A 19040-nucleotide genomic window follows, 5' to 3' on the forward strand; every position below is an offset into this window, starting at 1 on the left:
TCTAGAGTGCCTGGTAGGAAACTGTTGTATCCTCATACTGCACGTAAGTGTCCTGCGACACAACAGTTGGAGCAAAGTTGCCCAGCTCACGCCAACCGTCCGGTCTGGAATGCCCGGATCGTGAACCGCCTTCGGAGAAAACGGGGAGATCATGACCGGACCGACCATCACCGTCGACCTGCGTCGTATCGAACAGAATGCGCGCGTCCTCGTCGAAGCGTCCAATGCCAAGGGTATTGCGGTGGCCGGCGTCAGCAAATCTACGTGTGGCTCCCCCAAGGTGGCGCGAGCAATGGTCCGCGGCGGCGTCGCACAGATCGCCGACTCCCGCCTGGACAACCTGGCCCGCATTCGCCTCGACGGCATCACCGTTCCCCTGATGCTGATCCGCGCACCGTCGTTGAACGAGATCGACGACACGATCCGCTACGCGGACATCAGCCTCAACTCCGAGTTGACGACGATTGCTGCTCTGGGCAGAGCAGCACAAACGCGAGGAGTCGTCCACGACATCGTGCTGATGATCGACCTCGGCGATCTCCGCGAAGGAATTCTGCCGGCGGAGGCGTTGGATGTAGTCGCCGAAATCCTTCCCATCGAGGGCATCAGACTGATCGGAATCGGCGCGAATCTCGCATGCGTCGGCGGCATCCAGCCGACCGTCGACAACCTGTCGAATCTGGTCTACCTAGCCGACGAAATCACGAAGCGGTTCTCGATCGAACTGCCGATCGTTTCCGGCGGCAATACGTTCTCGCTGCCACTCCTCGAGACCGGAACGATGCCCGAGGGGATCAACCATCTGCGTTTGGGCGCCAGCATCGTTCTGGCCGAATCACCTACTCCCCCCGGACTGTACGAACTGCTGAACAACGATGCCTTCACTCTCACCGCGGACATCATCGAGGCCAAGGTCAAGCCGTCGCGGCCGTATGGAGTCTCAGGGGAAGACGCATTCGGCCGACGCCCCGTCTTCGACAACGAGGACAGGCCGAGCCGACGCCTGATCTTGTCCATCGGCCGCGAGGACATCTCGCCGGAAGGCTTGACCCCGATCGATCCGCGTCTGAAGGTGATCAGCGCCAGTAGCGATCACCTCCTCGTCGACGCCGGAGAAACAGGTGACGAATACCGACTGGGTGGCACCGTCGACTTCACGATCGATTACGGCGCGCTCTTGATGGCGATGACATCGCCCTACGTCGAAAAGCGCTACGTCCTGGGCACCGTACCGATCGATGCCAATGCGACCGTCGAATTGATCGACCTCGAAACTACCGGGCTGGCAAGCCATCTCCTCGATCACGGTCTACGCGAAGACATGTCCGGAATCGGTTTCAGCTGCATTCAAGCCGAGAACGCCGCCGCGGATCTCACAACGCTGCCGCTGTGGCTCACTACCGAGGCCTGGCAGAACACCAGAATTCCGATTGCCACCGAACCCGGAACCGATTTGGGTGCAATCATTTTCGCCTCCCACGGCGATATCGAACAACTGCTGTCGTCGGCGGCGGATCTGCACGGCCCCAGTTTGGAGAACACCGTCCTGGTGGGGGTCAAGAACGCCACGATCGATCACAAGCGCGCACTCGACGAGTACGGGGTATTGCTGGTGACGATCGACGAGATCGATCGCCATGGCATGGCGGCCTTGATGCCTCGCGTTCTCGCCGCGGCGGGCCAGGGTGTGAACGGCGTCCATGTCCACTTCGACATGGACATCGTCGACGGACGTGTTCTCGGCGTCGACGACACGACGCATCTGGGCGGCCTCACGTTCCGAGAAGCCCACCTCGCCGCCGAATTCATCAGCGAGACCGGCCTGACAAGATCGATCTCGATCGGCAGCGTCGCGGCAGCGGATTCCGATCCTCTCGGCCGTCAGGCGACCTTCGTCGACGGACTGGTTGCATCGCTGCTCGGGCGCAAGGTGGTCAAAGCCTGACGATGTCGGCAGCCCTTGCGAGAATCGTTCGATGATCACGCGGAGCTCCGGTCAGCACGTATTTATCGCACTCGGCACGCCGTGGCTCGATGCCGTGGTCGCGTTTCTCGAGCCCCGTGCCCGTGTCGATCCCTGGATCATGCGCGGAAAGATGGCCATCGGCGACCTGTTGATCACTGTTCTCGACACCACTCCTCGCACGCTGCTCTGCATCGAGACCGTGGCTGCGCCCTTCGACGGCACGTCGCGGATGGAAGTCGATGAACGCCCGTACGAACTCCACGGTTTGCCCACCGTTCCAGAACTCGAACAACGATGGTCCATCACGTTTCCCACGGATCCTGGGCCGGTCGACGACGCACTGGCCGACCGGATTCTCACGGCCGGCCAGTCGCACTATGCGCACTACTTCGGCGACATCGACACGCTGGATCCGACGTCCACGGCTGCCCACGCTCGAACGTTGATGCGCGAGCGGGGAAACTGCACAGGTTGCAGCTCACCGATGCCGTTGCGAAAGTTCAACAGCGGTGATCGCCTTCACTTTCATTCCGCAACGCGGATCTTCAGGCAGGACGAACCTGGGGACGACTACCCAGCCGTGCTGTGCCGCAAGTGCACCGGAAGGATGGCCGCGTCCGGGCACACCAACTTCATCGACTACATGCTGTCGAAGAATCCACTGTGCCCGCAGTGCGGTGCACACAGAACCGCTCAGTGTGCCCCGGGGATGCCGGTCCATCCGTTTGATCACCTACCGTGGCTCGCCGGAACGGGCTGCGTCGTGGGACCGGACACCCCGGAATGGACGTGCCGAGCGTGCAGTCACTCATGGGGACAGATGTTCCCGCCGGATCACCCGCAGCACGACTGATCAGTTCGCGGCGAAGCCGGGAAGCCGATCGATGTCCGCGATGACCGAATACTCCGCGGCGTCACCCTGGAGGATTCGACTCTGCTCGCCGTGGACGTCGACGGGGACGTCGCCGGCCAATGTCACACGGTGCACACTGCGGGCCTGAGTCCCGTAGTCGGCGATACCGTAATGCTGAGTCGCCTGGTTGTCCCAGATCGCCAGGTCGCCGGCCGACCAGTTCCATCGAACAGTGTTTTCCAACTTGATGATTCGTGCCTGCAGGATCTGGTAAAGAGCGACCGACTCCGACGGCTTGAGCCCGACGAACTCCTTGAAGAAGTGACCGAGCAGGAGGGTCTTCTCCCCCGTCGCCGGATGGATACGCACCACCGGGTGTTCGGTCTCGTAGATCTCACGGGTGAATTCGGCGTAGTAGGCCTGGCGCTGCGCGTCTACCGGGTTCGCCTGATCGACAACCTCGGCATAGTCGTAGGCATTGGTGTGAACGGCCCGCAAATTCTCGACCAAGACCTTGAGCGAAGCCGGCAGTTGGTCGTACGCAGCGGTAGTCGACGCCCACGTCGTCGCTCCGCCGTACTCGGGAATGGTCGTCGCTCGCAGAATCGAGGCTTTCGGGATGCGGTCGACAAACGTCACGTCCGTGTGCCAACTGTTGGCGGCACGGTCGAGCACCAACAGCTTGTCGCCCCTGGACTTCACCGTCGGATGCGGGGCGGTCTGGGTGCCGAGGGTTCCGGCGAATTCGTACTGCGACGTGTCGTCGAGATGCTGCTGCCCACGGAAGAACACAACCTTGTGCGCTGCCAGCGCATAGTTGATCGCATAGGCGGTCTCTTCGGACAAGTCCCCGGAGAGGTGCACACCGTCGATGCGGGCGCCGATCAGCTCGCCTACCTTGTGGACGGTGATTCCGCCAGCAGCGTAGATCTGCTCCGGGGTCTGGGTGACACGTTCGAGTTCGGTGACGGACATGGCGATCTCCTGTGAGTCGGTCAAGCCTACGGGCGCGGCAGTCGTCATGGCGCTGCCTACTGTGAACACTCAATCATTTACGCTGCGGGCTCGAATACGGTTGAACTCGAGGTGATCTCAAAGTTCGCCGCTCCCTCGCCGGAGAATATTGCCGCTCACTGGGACAAGGCCGTCGTCGTTGTCGTCATGAGCTGTAGCGTGCGATCTGCCGCACCCACGACAACGGAGGACAGCATGCAGCCCGAGAGCCCTGCCGAACAGATTCGTTCAACGCTCGCTCGGATCGCCCATCTGGCTGACACCGGCTCTGTCGAGGACTACGTCGAGCAGTTCACCCGCAAGGCCGAATGGAACATGCCGGCCAATCCCGATCGCGGTATCCCCGCACAGGTACGACGTGGCCGTGAAGAAATTGCCGCTGGAGTAGTCGAGCGCCGGGCCGCCGGCATTCAAGGTCCGGGCACATTCACACGCCACGTCACCACGGCGATCGCCGTGGACGTGACCTCGGAAACTACAGCCCGCGCGGATGCGGTGTGGACGTTCTACGTCGACACGCCCACCTCGCCCAAGCTCAGCGGCGTCGGGAGCTACGCCGATGAGTTCGAACTCGAAGACGGGCGGTGGCGACTGTCGCGACGAGTGATCTCGCGCGGCTGACGGTCAGTCTTCTTCGCCGGTGATCGCCTCACACCAGTCTTCGACCTGATCGATCCCCTCTTCCGTCCATTCCGGGCTCATGTCCTCGAGTGCATCGAAGACCACCTCGCAGGTCAGCATCTCCGGTGAACCCTCCGACCCCGCTGCCTCGGTCCGCTCCGCAGACGCTGTCGCAACTGGGCCGGCGGCCAGCGCAACCGCCATCGCGCCTGTTCCGACCATCGCTTTCACACGCATCGGTTTTCCTCCTTCACTCTCGCTTCGGTCCTCGGGGTACCCGACTCGCCCCGCGCTACCCATCCCGTCACTCATGTCCGACTTTCGGCGCCGACGGCATAGACTGAGCTCGTCGCCACCACGCTCTCGCAGCGTCGGGGGCGACAGATACACAGCTGGATCAGAATCGGAAGGCATCCCATTACAGAATCTCCCGCTCCGCACGACATCTACTTCGTACCCCCGGAGCAGGACAGCCCCAATCCCGTGGAACCGGCGTCGGCCGCGTCACGTGCGCGGATGGGTGAGCTACCCGAGACCGTCCGATTCAAGAATCGTTTTGCCCTTGCGATCACGACCACCACGCCGCTCGAAGCGATGGTCGAAGATCTCCTCTTCATCCGCGACATCCTCGACGCCGCAGGAATCGAGTATCTACTCGTCCGCGGAAACGACGAGCGCCCGGTCATCGCGGTCAGCTGGACCGAACGAAAGAACCTGCGGCAGGCACTTGTCGAGGGATGCGCCAACGCACCCTTCTACTCCAAAACCGTCGACGCGAAGAAGAGTCCAGCGCTCCTTGTCGCGGACGGTGCCCTGTCCAAGACCAACAAGTCACGAATCTTCCGCTTGTTCCGTCCAAGGGTTCACGTCGCAAGCGGTATGAACTACGGCGCGAACATCGGCGTTCAAATCGAATTGTGGTCGATTTCCGACGAAGAAATCGTCCTACCCGTCGAGAACTCACTGACTCGACGAACCGTCCTCCCCGAAGAAGCTGTCCGAGGAACCGTCGAGCGATTCGGCCGGATCTGGCCGACCATCGAAAACATGTTCGCCGATCATGCCTCCGATATCAGCTTCGATATCGATCTTGTCTTTTCCTGGGTCGACGGCTCCTCCAAGGAGTTTCAGGCTCAGCGCGCCAAGCGGATGCAGAACTACATCGTCGGCGAGGGGGACGAATCAGAGGCGCGTTTCCGTCAGATCGACGAGCTCAAGTACGCGCTACGGTCCATCCACATGTACGCGCCGTGGATCCGACGGATCTTCGTCGCGACCGATTCCGATCGTCCGGACTGGCTTGCCGACGATCCGCGAGTCACGTTCATGCCCAGCGAAAAGTTCTTCGCCGATCCAAGTGTGTTGCCCACACACAACTCTCAAGCTGTCGAATGCCAGCTGCACCATATTCCGGGTCTGGCAGAACACTTCCTCTACTCCAACGACGACATGTTCTTCGGCCGCCCGGTCGGTCCGGACATGTTCTTCTCCCCCGGTGGCATCAGCATGTTCATCGAGGCCGATACCAGAATCGGCTTGGGACACAACGACAACGACCGCAGCGGCTTCGAGAATGCTGCCCGCGTCAACCGCCGACTGCTGCAGGACCGCTTCGGTCTGATGACCACCAGGCATCTCGAGCACGCAGCGACGCCACTGCGCAAGAGCGTGATGGCCGAGATGGAACGCGAGTTCGCCGAAGACTTCGCGGCAACTGCAGCAAGCACCTTCCGCGCGAGTTCCAATATCTCGGTGACCAATTCGCTCTACCACTACTACACGCTCATGAGTGGGCGGTCGGTGGTGCAGAAGTCCGCCGCCGTCAAATACGTCGACACGACGGTCAAGGCCGGTTTGCGCGACATGGACTCACTGCTCGCCAAGCGATCCATGGACTTCTTCTGCCTCAACGACGGCAGCGCTCCGGAGATCGATCTGGAACTTCGCACACGCAAGATCACGGAGTTCCTGGAGAGCTACTACCCCATCCCCGCTCCCTGGGAAGCCTAGACGAAGCGAGAGCCCAGCCGATTTCGGCTGGGCCCTCGCCACTTCGGTCGATCAGCGTGCTGTCACATGCTCCCTCTGCACCGGGATGGGCAGTCCGAGATTGTCACGCAACGTCGTTCCTTCGTAGTCACTGCGGAGAACACCTCGATCCTGCAGCAGTGGCACCACGTCGTCGACGAACTCGTCGAGGCCGGTCGGCACAAGGTGCGACCCGAGGATGAACCCATCCGAACCGTCGTTGCTGACAAACGAATCGATCTTCTCCGCAACTTGCTGCGGTGTACCCACGATCGGTCCACGCTCGAACTGATCGATCACCACTTCGCGCAGATTCAACTTCTTGCTCTCGGCTACCGCGCGCAGTTTTGCGACGGTCGCGAAACGATCCTGGTGAATGAAGGCGCGCCCCTGGATGATCGGCGGAGCCTCAGGATCCGGGGCGATATCGGGTAGTGGCCCTTCGGGGTCGTACTTCGACAGATCGAGATTCCAGATCTGTTCGAGCAGAACCAAAGCGGTCTGGCCGGTGACCTGCTGGTCGCGAATATCGCGGTACTTCTCGATCGCGTCCGCCTCGGACGTGCCGAGAACAAAACTCGCCGACGGCAAAATCTTGATGTCACCCGGGTCGCGTCCGGCCGCGACGGCACGAGCCTTGATGTCACGATAGAAGTCGGCCGCCTCGGGCAATTGACCATACGGTGAGAAGATCGCGTCGGCATTGCCGGCAGCAAAATCGCGCCCCTGCGGCGACACCCCGGCCTGCAGAATAACCGGGCGCCCTTGCGGGCTACGCGGCACCGTGAATCGGCCGTTCACATCGAAATGTGATCCGTGGAAGGCGAATTCACCGGCATCCGGTCGCGAGAGAAAGCGTCCTGATGCCTTGTCAGCAACGATGTCGTCGCTGCGCCACGAATCCCACAGTTGACGCACCAGCGCTACCGTCTCCTCCGCACGCTCGTATCGTTGCGCACGATCCAGGTATCCGCCGCGGCGAAAGTTCTGGCCGGTGAATGCGTCGAACGTGGTGACGACGTTCCAGGCGGCACGTCCTCCGGACAATTGATCGAGCGTCGCGAATTGTCTTGCCAGCTCGTAAGGCTCGTTGAACGTGGCGTTGATGGTGCCTGCCAAACCGAGGTGTTCGGTCACTGCTGCCAACGATGCAAGCACGGTGAAGGTGTCCGGCCTACCGATGATGTCCTGATCGAATATCTGTCCTGCACGTTCACGAAGAGCAAGACCTTCGGCGAGGAAGAAGAAGTCAAACTTCCCACGCTCGGCTGTTCGAGCGGTGTGCTCGAAGGATTCGAACTCGATCTGACTGCCCGCCTGCGGATCCCACCACGCAGTGTGATGGTTGACGCCGCCGAGGTAGGCACCCAGGATGACCTGCTTACGCTGCTGAGAACTCATGAAAGTGTATTCCTCGTCTGTCAGGCGGCCGGAGTGCCGGCGGCGTAGCGGTTGGGAATGTTGATGGGCAGACCAAGCAGTCCGCGAAGATTCGTCTGTGGGTATTCGGTGCGGAATACGCTGCGTCGCTGCAATTCCGGTACCAGCTCACCTGCGATCGCGTCGAGGTCGTCTACGACGACGCCCGGTCGCAACCGGAATCCGTCGATTCCCAACTGTTGCCACCGGAGCAGAAGATCTGCCAACTCGGCCGCGGTACCGGTGAAGGTCAGCGCGTCCGAACGGTATTCGGTACCAACCTGCGCGTCGAGTCGAGCGAGCCGTTGCTTTCCGGTTTCTTCCGGCGTATCGAAGAAGACGACGATGTCGGTGAAGACCCGAAGCGGTTCACCGGTGCGCTGCACGTGCTCTTCGGCTGCTCGCACCTCACCCAGGATTGCCGTGACCTGCTCGTCGTCGAATGGCGTCACGAACACCAGGTCAGCCGTGCGCGCTGCCAGTTCGTACGCCACGCGCTGATGCGCCAGTGCTGTGACGACGGGATGCCCCTGCGGCGGGCGCGGAGTCACCGACGGTCCACGGACCGACAAATACTTGCCCTCGAAGTCGATGTAGTGCAACTTGTCTCGGTCGATGAATCGGCGCTGCTCCACGTCGCGGATCTCGGCGTCGTCCTCCCAGCTGTCCCAGAGTCGCCGGATGACGTCAGCGGCCTCCGCAGCTTCGTCGAACAGGTCACGTACGAAGTCCGGGAGGACACCTGAAACGATCGACTGACGCTCGGCATCGGTGAGCGCTGGGATATCGCGTCGCCCGAACTGGGCCGCCTCGGACTCCGAAGCCGACACCTTCACCTGCCATCCGGCGCGACCGCGCGAGGTGTAGTCCAGCGTGGCAACGGCTTTGGACACGTGGAACGGCTCGGTGTGAATGGTGGTGATGGTCGGGATCAAACCGATGTTGCTCGTGACGGGTGCCAGTCGGGCCGCCACGAGATGTGCGTCGAGCCGCGCGCGTACCCGATCAACGGCGTCGTCGACGGGCGCGAGTGGGTCCGCCGGAACCGAGAGACTGTCCTCGATGGTGACGAAATCGAGCAGACCACGCTCGGCGGTCGTCACCACGTCAGTCCAGTACGACGCGCTGAACAGCTCACTCGGGCGCGAGTGTGGCTCGCGCCAGGCTGCAGGGTGCCAACCGGCACCGTCCAGCGCTACGGCGAGATGCAGCGGAGCAAGATGAGAAGAAGGGGTGGAGGTCATCGGCGCATACTCCTGTTCGAGAACTACTCGGGAGCGCACAGTGCCGACCGCAGAAACCGTCAGCACCCGACTGACGGTTCTCGTGGCGACTGCCGCTTGCGACACGCACCGCGCGTGTCGCCAGGTGTGATTCCGGGGCACCCCATCGGCATGAAGGGTTGCCGTCCAGCTAGCCGGTCCTTGTTGCTGGAGCTCTGCACCTACCTCGACGGTAGTGAGTACGCGACCGCCCGACAATCAACCCGAACCGTGCCGGCCCGCCGGAAACCGCCTGCCACCTCAGACGATCGAGCGCCTCGCCTTTTCGCTCTCGAGGATTCGAATGCCGGCGGCGCCGAGCCTCCGGACTCCCTCGGCCGCGTCGACGGGCTCACCGACCGTCACGTGAGCGCCGAGAGGAACGACCGAATGAACAATCGTCTCGTCGTAGACGTGCACCAGGTTGCACCCCTGAGCCCCGTCTCGACCACGCTGCCCACCGACTTCCACGTTCAGGTCCTGGGTGTAACACGTCGACGACGCCACGGACACGGGAATCCCGGCGAACGTCGCCGTCGTCGAATAGTGAAGGTGCCCGGCAAGAATCGCCCGAACATCACTGCCTCGCAGGACGTCTGCCAGCCGGGGCTGATCGCGCAACTCCACCAAGACTGCAAGATCCTGAATACACGGAACCGGGGGGTGATGCAGCGCCAGTATCGTTCCGTCGGGCGCGGGGACCGCCAACTCTGCTCGTAGCCAGTCCAATTGACGATCCGTGATCTCACCGTAGTGATGACCCGGAACCGACGAGTCCAGGGTGATCACCCGCAGTCCGTCGAGATCGTAGACGTTGTCGACGGGATGATCTGCTGCGTCCTCGCCCAACAGCAACGATCTGAAGGTGGGGCGGTCGTCGTGGTTACCCATAGCCCAGATGACCTGTGCATCGATCTCGGCCGCCACGGGTTCCACGATGGCTTTCAATTGCGCGTACGCGTCGGGGTGCCCCTCGTCGGTCAGGTCGCCGGTGAAGAGGAGTGCGTCGGGGCGTGCGCCCGAGGCCACTATCCCGCGGAGCACTTCCCGCAACCTCGTCGACGCATCCACGGCGTCGTACAACTCCCCCTGTGCTACCAGATGTGTGTCACTGAGGTGCACCAGAAAATGCTTCGGACGCGGGTACTCGGCATTCCGAACGCTCATCGGTCTCTCGCTTCCGCTTGCCGACGCGTAGGCGCCGGTGCGGCACCTACTGATCGTCGACACTAGTCAACCGACCAACAGTGACTGATCGGGGCACACCCGACGAACACGAAGCGAACTCCCGCGGCGACCCTCGGGATCGAGTAGTTGAAGCTGCGAGTAGTGTGTGGACAGTGTTGTTCCTGACCAGTCGGCGTTACGTCGACCTTCGCCTGCAGGCGAGCGCAATGTGTACGTGCTCGCTCTGACCTGACGCGTACCAGGAAACATTTCTTCGAATCTGCCCGGCCTCTGGTGCCGCGCTGCGTTTCGCTCCCTTGATTTTCGAAAGGCATAGTCATGCCCAGCTCCACCTCCACCGGCGTGCCGGAAAAGTCCACGTCCCGTTTTCCGTCCTGGGCGACGGCATTCGGACCGCAGATCGTCGCCGGCCTCGTACTCGGTGTCATCATCGGTCTCGTCGCCCGGGCAATGCCTGATGCGGCCGACGGCAACGTCAACTGGTTGGTCGGCACCGTGCAGACCATCGGTTCGAGTTACGTCAAGCTGCTCACCGTTGCGGTGATCCCGCTGGTGTTCACGGCCATCGTCAGTTCCATCGCCAACCTGCGACAGGTCGCCAATGCAGCTCGCCTGGCCGTGCAGACCTTGCTCTGGTTCGCCATCACCGCGTTCATCGCTGTGATCATCGGCATCATCGTCGGCCTGATCACCGATCCCGGTTCACGGACCGACGTCGCCGCCGAAGCCGCGAAGGAACCCAAGAGTTCCGGTTCGTGGTGGGCGTTCATCACCGGACTGGTTCCGAACAACTTCCTCGGGCTGGGCGCGAAGACTTCCGTTACCGAAGGTGTAGCGACCACGACGCTGAGCTTCAACGTCCTGCAGCTGCTCGTCATCGCCGGCGCAATCGGCATTGCTGCGCTCAAGATCGGACCGAAGGCTGCGCCGTTCCTCGAGTTCAACGCATCGCTTCTCGCGATCGTTCAGAAGGTCCTGTGGTGGATCATCCGCCTCGCCCCGATCGGCACCGCCGCGCTGATTGCCAACGCTGTCGCCACCTACGGCTGGGATGCGATCGGCTCGCTGGGCGTCTTCACCGCTGCCATCTACATCGGCCTGGCGATCGTGTTCTTCGTGGTCTACCCCATCCTGATTGCCGCACATGGCCTCTCGGTCCGGAGCTTCTTCTCCGGCGTCTGGCCCGCGACTCAGCTCGGCTTCGTCTCGCGCTCGTCGATCGGTACCCTGCCGCTGACCGAACGCGTCACCGAACGCAACCTCGGTGTTCCTCGTGAGTACGCCTCGTTCGCCGTTCCGCTCGGTGCCACCACGAAGATGGACGGTTGCGCTGCAATCTATCCCGCAATCGCGGCAATCTTCGTCGCCGGCTTCTACGACGTTCCGCTGACGTTCACCGACTACCTGCTGATCGTCGTCGTTTCGGTCATCGGCTCGGCAGCAACGGCCGGAACAACCGGTGCGACAGTCATGCTCACACTCACGCTCTCCACCCTGGGTCTTCCGCTGGCCGGCGTCGGCCTGCTCCTCGCCGTCGAACCGATCGTCGACATGGGCCGCACCGCAGTCAACGTCACCGGCCAGGCTCTGGTTCCGGTCATCGTCGCAAAGCGTGAGGGAATCCTCGACAAGGAGCGCTTCGACGCTCCCCGCAACGGTGATCCCTTCGCCGAGGAACTTGTCGACGCGTAACCCTCGATGACAACAGCAGCGTCCCCGCACCTGAGCAATACGGTGCGGGGACGCTGCTTTTCAACCGGAACTGCACAGACTGTCGTCGACCGTCAGACGCCAAGTGCCCGGGACAGAGTCGGCCACGCCTTCGGCAGTCGTTCACGCCAATACGCCCACGCGTGTGTGCCGTTCGGCTCGTAATCCACCTGCGCCGGAATCTTCAGCTCCTGCAACCGAGCGTCGAACATCTTGGTGCAGGCATGCGCAGCAACCTCGATGCCGCCGCCGATCACCAGACGCTCGAGCAGTTCAGGAGTCTGCAGCGTCTCGTCGGATCCGGGAAGACCGTTCGCCGTCGACACGTAGATTTCCTTGCCTCGCAACTTCTCCGCGTTGATCAAAGAATCGTGCGCCTCCCACTCCGGGCCTCCTGGCACACCCCAGATGTTGGCCGGATCTCCGCTTCGGGAAGAAATCGTGGCCTGAATGGCAGTTCGCCCAAGCGGATCCATCGTGGAGTAGCAGCCACTGAAAACCGCGACGCCCCGGTACATGTCCGGAAAGCGTTGGGCGAGCATCATGGCGCCCATCGCGCCCATGGAATTGCCGGCAATCGCGTTGATGCCGTTGGTCTCGAGTCGTGCGTCGATCAGCGGTGGCAGCTCTTCGGTGATGAAGGTTTCCCACTTGTGCAGTCCCAGCCGCGGATCCGGATTCTCCCAGTCCGAGTACAGGCTCGCGATTCCGCCATTGAGCATCACGACGTTGACGTTCTTGTCGGCGAAGAACGCCGGGGCGCCGCCGATCGTCATCCATCCGCTGCTTTTCTCTCCGGCGTCGACACCCTCGAGCATGTACAGCGCTGGGCGCGGAACCGAATTGTCAGCGGGTAGCAAAATCTCGACGCCGACCTCGCGTCGAAGTGCAGGCGACGCCACCGTCAGCCTGACCGCCTGTGGTGCGGTCACCTTCTCGCCGACGATGGCCGGGACGACGATGTCGTCGCGCAGGTCCGGTTTGGGGCCCGGATCCTCCTGAAGTGGTCCCGGGATCGTCGACCCCGAGCTCACGCTTCCCTCGACGCTGCCCAGACTTCCCGAGCTTCCCGAACTACCCGAGCTTCCCGAACTACCCGAGCTTCCGGAACTCGGCGCTGCCGTCGACAGTCCGCCCAATTGCAAAGAAAGTGCACAGACGGCCAAACACACCGCACCTGTGCGCGCAGATCGAATCCACGCACGCCGCTCAGTCCTCATGAAACTCCCAAACCAGTCAAAGATGTTTCCGTGAACATACCGTGCAGTTCGGACTTTCTTGGACAAACGACCACGACAAGATCTGTCGGACGCCGCCACTAGGCTGGCCCCGTGCAACCGGACTCAGTCAAGGCCCTCGACCTCGACCGAGTTCGCGCTGTCGTCGGCACGACAACCTACGACCGCGGACTTACCTACCTTCGGCAGAATGCAGTCGAATCCATCGCATGGAACGACACCGCTGACACCTTGACCGGCGCTGTATCGGGAACTGCGCGAGAGCCGTACACCTGCACGATTTCGGTAAGTCGCAGCGCGGCCGGTGCTGCCACATTCACGCGTGGCCTCTGCACGTGTCCCGTGCGGATGAACTGCAAACACGTGGCCGCGTTGGTACTCGCAGCGGTGGCCGAGGCGAACACGACGCCACGACAACTCGGATGGGACCGCGCGCTCGAGGAGTTGCTCCGACCAGACCCCGACGGCCGCACAACTCCCGGACTCGGCATTCAATTCATCGCGCGAACCAAAGGCGCATCGACACGGCTCCTCGTCAAACCAGTGCAACCAGGAGCGAGAGGGTGGATCTCCGGCGGACTCGCCTGGAACAAACTCGGAAGCACCTTTCAGTTCCCTGCCGACCACATCCGGGTTCTACGCGACATTCATCTCCTCCACAGCGCCGGCAACCATTACCGACATCAGAATGCCGCGGAAATCGATCTTGCCGGGTTTCCGAGCCCACAACTCTGGTCGCTTCTTGATGAGGCGATCAGCGTCGGCGTTTCACTCGTTCACTCGAAGGCCGGCCTCGGCAACATCTCCCTACTCGACGACGCCAACATCTGCCTCGACGTACACGGAGCGGAAGACAACAATCTCCGTCTCACGCCCCGAATTCAGACCGATGGGCACATCATCACCCATTCCGACTGGGGACTTGTCGGTTCGCCGGCACATGGTGTCTTCACGCTCGACGCCACCAACGCGATCACGCTCGCACCACTGGACACACCGGTCACCCATCAATTGAGGCAGTTGATCGACTCCGGAAAGTCAGTCGACATACCCGCCGAGCATCGGGATGCGTTCACTTCGCGGTTCGTGTTCAAACTCGGAAGCCTCGCTCCCGTCATATCTTCCGACGGCGCCTACAGCCCACCGACCGTGTCCGGTCCGCGGCTACAACTGATGGCCACTTACGACGACGACCACCGTATCGACATCGAATCGGCATGGAAATACACCGTCGATGCCGACGACCTGATCATTTCTACCGCCGATGCAACCACCGACGAGTCCGAGGTCCGCAATCACGCTGCCGAAGATGCCATCACCAACAGCCTCGGCGCGGCCGCGGTAAAGGCCACTCTCGCGGGAACGCTGACCGGCCTCGATTCAATGCAGTTCACACTCGACCTCCTCCCCCAACTCGAAGCGCACGACGCCATCGACCTCACGGTTGCAGGAACCCCTGCCGACTACCGGCCTGCAGACGACGCCGTAGTGATCGGCCTCAGCACATCGGCCCCGGACGGTGACAGCGGATCCGACTGGTTCGACCTCGATGTCACCGTCGATGTTGCGGGACAAAGTGTTCCGTTCACAACACTGTTCGCCGCTCTGAGCAAGGGCGAGACTCACATACTGCTACCGGACGGCGCCTTCTTCCGGCTCGACGCACCCGAACTACTCGGCCTACACCGTCTCATCACCGAAGCGCGGTCGCTACTCGATCGACCTACCGGCAAACTCGCGATCAGCAAATTTCAAGCCGGGCTGTGGGAAGAATTGGCGGCGCTCGGAAGAGTCGAACATCAAGCAGCCGCATGGAAGAAGCAGATCGCCGGATTGCTCGGCAGTTCGGGCATCGATCCCGCCGAAGTCCCGGACACGTTGACGGCAACTCTGCGCCCCTATCAGGTCGACGGATTCCGTTGGCTCAATTTCCTCCGCCAGCACAGTCTGGGCGGCATACTCGCCGACGACATGGGCCTGGGCAAGACACTGCAAACCCTCGCAATGATCTGCGCTGCACGGCAATCGAATCCAGCCGCACCTCCCTTTCTGATCGTCGCACCCACCAGCGTCGTATCCAACTGGAAATCCGAGGTGGCGAAGTTCGCACCAACCCTCCACACCGCTGTCATCACGGACACGCTGCGACGCAGAAAAACCGATCTGGCAGCACTAGTCGACGGGGCGGACATCGTCGTGACGTCGTACGCCCTCTTTCGCCTCGACACCGATGCGTACTCCGCGGGCCGCTGGTCCGGACTGGTACTCGACGAAGCCCAATTCGCCAAGAACCACAAGTCCAAGGTCCACCAATGTGCGAGGTCAGTGAGCGCACCTTTCAAACTCGCGATCACCGGAACACCCATGGAAAACAATCTTTTGGAGTTGTGGTCGCTGCTCGCGATCACTGCACCGGGACTGTTTCCCAGCCCCACCACCTTCACCGATTTCTACCGCACTCCCATCGAAAAAGACGGCGATGCAGAACGATTGGCGCAACTGCGACGACGCGTCAAACCGCTGATGGTGCGGCGGACCAAGGAACAGGTGGCCGCAGACTTGCCGCCCAAGCAGGAGCAGGTACTCGAGATCGAGTTGCATCCGAGCCATCGCGCAATCTACGACACTCATCTACAGCGCGAACGGCAAAAGATCCTCGGCCTGCTCGACGACGTCGACAAGAACCGATTCACGATCCTGCAATCGCTGACGATACTGCGCCAACTCAGTCTCGATGTCTCACTCGTCGACAAGGACAGCGGATCGATACCGTCAGCCAAAGTCGACGCTCTCGTCGAGCAACTCGACGACGTCATCGCCGGCGGACACCGTGCGTTGATCTTCAGTCAGTTCACCGGGTTCCTCGGCTCGGTGCGCACCCGACTCGACGCGGAAAACATCCCGTACAGCTATCTCGACGGGTCGACGCGTAATCGCGGTGAAGTGTTGGAGGAGTTCAAGTCTGGCTCGGCCCCAGTCTTTCTGATCAGCCTCAAAGCTGGTGGCTTCGGCCTCAATCTCACCGAGGCCGACTACTGCTTCATTCTCGACCCCTGGTGGAACCCGGCCGCCGAGGCACAAGCGGTCGACCGTACTCACCGCATCGGGCAGACACGAAACGTCATGGTCTACCGCCTCATTGCCAAAGACACCATCGAAGAGAAGGTCATGGCACTCAAAGCCAAGAAGTCGGCATTGTTCTCGAATGTCATGGACGCCGAAGGCACACTGGGCACCGGACTCGACGCCGAGGATCTTCGCGCGCTGTTCGAGTGAGGTGCCTATTCGGTCGAACCGCACCTATCGGCTCACGGTAATGTGAGTCGAGAACGGACAACACAGAACTCCCGAACGAAGAAATCCACTTCGTTCGAACGAGAGGAACCTGAATGGGCGTCACACTTGCCAAGGGCGGCAACGTATCTCTGTCGAAGGCCGCACCCAACCTGACCAAGGTCGCAGTCGGTCTCGGCTGGGATGCACGCAGTACCAGCGGCGCCGACTTCGACCTCGACGCCAGCGCGTTGGTCACCGGCCCGGAACGCAAGGTTCTTTCCGACCTGCACTTCGTCTTCTACAACAACCTTCGCTCGCCCGACGGATCCATCGAGCACACTGGCGACAACCTCACCGGTGAAGGTGACGGCGACGACGAGGTCATCAACGTCGATCTTCCTGCCGTACCGCCCAACGTCACCAACATCTTCTTCCCGGTCTCGATTCACGACGCCGATGCCCGACTCCAGTCCTTCGGACAGGTCACCAACGCCTACATCCGCGTCGTAGATCTGTCGAACGGCTCCGAGCTGGCACGCTACGACCTCTCCGAAGATGCATCGACCGAGACCGCCATGCTTTTCGGCGAGCTCTACCGTCACAACGGTGAGTGGAAGTTCCGTGCAGTCGGACAGGGATACGCATCCGGACTCGCCGGCATCGCCCGCGACTACGGCGTCAACATCTGATCTCCACCGGTACACGAAACGGGGTTCGATCCGGTATTCCCGGTTCGAACCCCGTTTCGGTTGTCTGCGTCAGTGCTCGGGTTACCGCTTCAGGATCGCCCTCGCGAGATGAACAGCCCAGGACGAGTCCGCTTTGGTGCCGAATTTCCCCAACTCGTAACCCGTAGCGCCGATCAAACCAAGCACCTCCACGGTGCTCCCGGACGTGTCACGTTTGGAAGTCTGAGCCCCGGACATGAGGATGCTCGACGACCGAATCGGCTCTAACGCTCCCGCGACGAAACGATGACGATCTGCCGGCGACAAGCCAGCGGCTACGGCGAGGAGGACAAGGAGTTCCACCGCTCTCTGCGAGCCGCCCGGCGCGACCGGAACGCCCTCGACGATCACCGACCACGTCATTGACGCGTCCCGCTCGGCTGACTGTCCCCGCTTCGTCAGTAAGATTTGCCCTTTGTGCTTTCGCACCAGGCCGAACTTCTTGAGCACTGCGAAGAGTGATCGCCCTTGGGGGAGGTTTACCGGTCCCAGTTCAGGTTCGTCGAGCATCGCATCGACCGTCATGAAGAAATCATCGGCGTCGATCCCTTCGACACCGATCAGCGCCAAGACCGCCTGAAGGCGTTGGCCCGCCTCGACGTGGACCAACTCTCCGATTGCCGACTCATCGTCAATGCCGGCTCGGGCGAGGACCGCGTGCAGTTCCGGGACTCGCGAGGGTTCCAGGCATTCGACGAGCTTCGCCATGTCGTACGGCGCAACGATCTCGTCCGGTCGAGGTGTGTGAAGTCGATTGTTGACCTCAGCGATCTCGAATCGTGTCGGCTCGAATTCAGTTTGCGGCCATTCGAGGGTCCATTCGTGGGAGCGCAACTTCTCCGAAGCGAGGACACCGAGAAGCTGCTCGTACTCGTCAGGCCCGACGCATTCCTCCGGCGGACAAGCACCGCGACCCGCTGCACATACAACTTGGAATCCGTCGGGCAGTACTTCCGAAGATTCAAGCGTCAGTGTGTGGCGCCAGTTCCCGAAGCGTCCGTAGCGATAACTGATTTCGTCGCCAGGCGAGACCATGACCTCGTCCAGACGTACGGCGGACTCCACGATCGCCACTCGTCCGGCGCGACGCTGCTCGGCGCTGCTTCCGGAAGCGACGTACTCTTCGACCTCGCCCGGAAATCGGCTGCCGGACTTGGACCACGCGTGCGAATGACGGTCACTCCACCCCATTGCCCGTTGGACCACCGAATGCAGGTCATCCAGATTCAGATCCGACGCGACGAGGATTCGTCTCCAGATCTGGGTGGAAACATTGTCGACGCTGATACGTATCGCGTATTGCGCCGGTACCGCGCGCCTCTTCGAACGCAGCGATCGCGCTACCTGAAGGCCCCCACGCCCTCCGCCAGTTTCTTGTACAAACCTTCGCAGTTCTTCCGGTTCCGTCGGAACGAGTCGCAAATGCGACACCCTCGAGCTGCTCAACCCCACCATGCCACTCAGCCTAGGCCAAAGCGCTAGGGACGAAGGCACATAATCGGAGAGTACTTCGGACTTATGAGACGGTTCACAATCTATACCTTGGCTAACAAGTCGCTATGGGCGTCGGCGCCGGCATCTTCCTCGCCCCGCCTTTGCCTTGCCCTGCCCTTCCCCAGCGAACGTACCGTTCCCCTCGTCTAGGCGGGCTCAACCGGTGATTGCAACGGCCCTGATCTGGGGAGATGACAGATGGGTCGATCTGGGGTCGCCGCGAGCGAAGAACAGGTCGCTACA

Annotated in this window: 14 protein-coding genes and 1 riboswitch; of the genes, 7 read left to right on the forward strand and 7 right to left on the reverse strand. The window is 61.7% G+C overall.

All coding sequences use genetic code 11. The annotated features are described in order from the left end of the window. Positions 1 to 151: 151 nt before the first annotated feature. Both ACFWAD_RS27135 and ACFWAD_RS27140 read left to right on the forward strand, forming a co-directional pair. Complete coding sequence (locus ACFWAD_RS27135; RefSeq protein ID WP_378549446.1) at positions 152 to 1945, forward strand: alanine racemase; 1794 nt, start codon at positions 152 to 154, stop codon at positions 1943 to 1945. Between the two features lie 31 nt (positions 1946 to 1976). Continuing rightward, positions 1977 to 2819 carry a hypothetical protein gene (locus ACFWAD_RS27140; RefSeq protein WP_378549450.1) on the forward strand — a complete coding sequence of 281 codons (843 nt, stop codon included), beginning with the start codon at positions 1977 to 1979 and terminating at the stop codon, positions 2817 to 2819. Here the strand turns inward: ACFWAD_RS27140 and ACFWAD_RS27145 are convergent, their stop codons facing one another. Beyond that, the gene (locus ACFWAD_RS27145) at positions 2820 to 3794 is read right to left on the reverse strand and encodes a TauD/TfdA dioxygenase family protein (protein ID WP_378549453.1); all 975 of its coding nucleotides are present in this window, start codon (positions 3792 to 3794) and stop codon (positions 2820 to 2822) included. Positions 3795 to 3905: 111 nt separating this feature from the next. Between ACFWAD_RS27145 and ACFWAD_RS27150 the strand changes: the two genes are divergently transcribed. Continuing rightward, positions 3906 to 4454: a nuclear transport factor 2 family protein gene (locus ACFWAD_RS27150; RefSeq protein ID WP_378549456.1), complete on the forward strand. Its 549-nt coding sequence runs from the start codon at positions 3906 to 3908 to the stop codon at positions 4452 to 4454. 3 nt (positions 4455 to 4457) lie between these two features. On the opposite strand, the gene ACFWAD_RS27155 is transcribed toward ACFWAD_RS27150, so the two are convergent. Beyond that, positions 4458 to 4691 (reverse strand): hypothetical protein, encoded by a 234-nt coding sequence (locus tag ACFWAD_RS27155; RefSeq protein WP_007729258.1) that lies wholly within the window; start codon positions 4689 to 4691, stop codon positions 4458 to 4460. A 279-nt stretch (positions 4692 to 4970) separates the two neighbouring features. Here ACFWAD_RS27155 and ACFWAD_RS27160 point away from each other — a divergent pair, with 279 nt between their 5' ends. Then, complete coding sequence (locus ACFWAD_RS27160) at positions 4971 to 6464, forward strand: stealth family protein (protein ID WP_020970156.1); 1494 nt, start codon at positions 4971 to 4973, stop codon at positions 6462 to 6464. A 51-nt stretch (positions 6465 to 6515) separates the two neighbouring features. Here the strand turns inward: ACFWAD_RS27160 and ACFWAD_RS27165 are convergent, their stop codons facing one another. The 3 genes from ACFWAD_RS27165 to ACFWAD_RS27175 form a co-directional block, all read right to left on the reverse strand. After that, on the reverse strand, positions 6516 to 7883 hold the full coding sequence (locus ACFWAD_RS27165) for an NtaA/DmoA family FMN-dependent monooxygenase (RefSeq protein WP_378549459.1): 1368 nt from the start codon (positions 7881 to 7883) through the stop codon (positions 6516 to 6518). Between the two features lie 20 nt (positions 7884 to 7903). Further along, on the reverse strand, positions 7904 to 9250 hold the full coding sequence (locus ACFWAD_RS27170) for an LLM class flavin-dependent oxidoreductase (RefSeq protein WP_378549462.1): 1347 nt from the start codon (positions 9248 to 9250) through the stop codon (positions 7904 to 7906). Beyond that, a riboswitch (SAM riboswitch) is annotated at positions 9233 to 9346 on the reverse strand. (Overlaps the previous gene by 18 nt.) 78 nt (positions 9347 to 9424) lie before the next feature. Then, entirely contained in the window at positions 9425 to 10330 is a 906-nt protein-coding gene (locus ACFWAD_RS27175) for a phosphodiesterase (protein ID WP_378539359.1), read from the reverse strand. A 339-nt stretch (positions 10331 to 10669) separates the two neighbouring features. Between ACFWAD_RS27175 and ACFWAD_RS27180 the strand changes: the two genes are divergently transcribed. Beyond that, positions 10670 to 12043, forward strand: a complete 1374-nt coding sequence (locus ACFWAD_RS27180) for a dicarboxylate/amino acid:cation symporter (protein WP_378549465.1) — start codon at positions 10670 to 10672, stop codon at positions 12041 to 12043. A 92-nt stretch (positions 12044 to 12135) separates the two neighbouring features. Here the strand turns inward: ACFWAD_RS27180 and ACFWAD_RS27185 are convergent, their stop codons facing one another. Further along, the gene (locus ACFWAD_RS27185) at positions 12136 to 13281 is read right to left on the reverse strand and encodes an alpha/beta hydrolase (protein ID WP_378549468.1); all 1146 of its coding nucleotides are present in this window, start codon (positions 13279 to 13281) and stop codon (positions 12136 to 12138) included. Between the two features lie 111 nt (positions 13282 to 13392). Between ACFWAD_RS27185 and ACFWAD_RS27190 the strand changes: the two genes are divergently transcribed. After that, positions 13393 to 16575, forward strand: a complete 3183-nt coding sequence (locus ACFWAD_RS27190; RefSeq protein WP_378549471.1) for an SNF2-related protein — start codon at positions 13393 to 13395, stop codon at positions 16573 to 16575. 113 nt (positions 16576 to 16688) lie between these two features. Beyond that, positions 16689 to 17264, forward strand: a complete 576-nt coding sequence (locus tag ACFWAD_RS27195; RefSeq protein ID WP_003940660.1) for a TerD family protein — start codon at positions 16689 to 16691, stop codon at positions 17262 to 17264. Positions 17265 to 17345: 81 nt separating this feature from the next. Here the strand turns inward: ACFWAD_RS27195 and ACFWAD_RS27200 are convergent, their stop codons facing one another. Then, positions 17346 to 18758: a plasmid pRiA4b ORF-3 family protein gene (locus ACFWAD_RS27200; protein ID WP_378549474.1), complete on the reverse strand. Its 1413-nt coding sequence runs from the start codon at positions 18756 to 18758 to the stop codon at positions 17346 to 17348. Between the last annotated feature and the right edge of the window lie 282 nt (positions 18759 to 19040).

The sequence above is a fragment of the Rhodococcus sp. NPDC059969 genome (assembly GCF_042738325.1).
In the GTDB taxonomy this organism is placed as follows: Bacteria; Actinomycetota; Actinomycetes; order Mycobacteriales; family Mycobacteriaceae; genus Rhodococcus_F.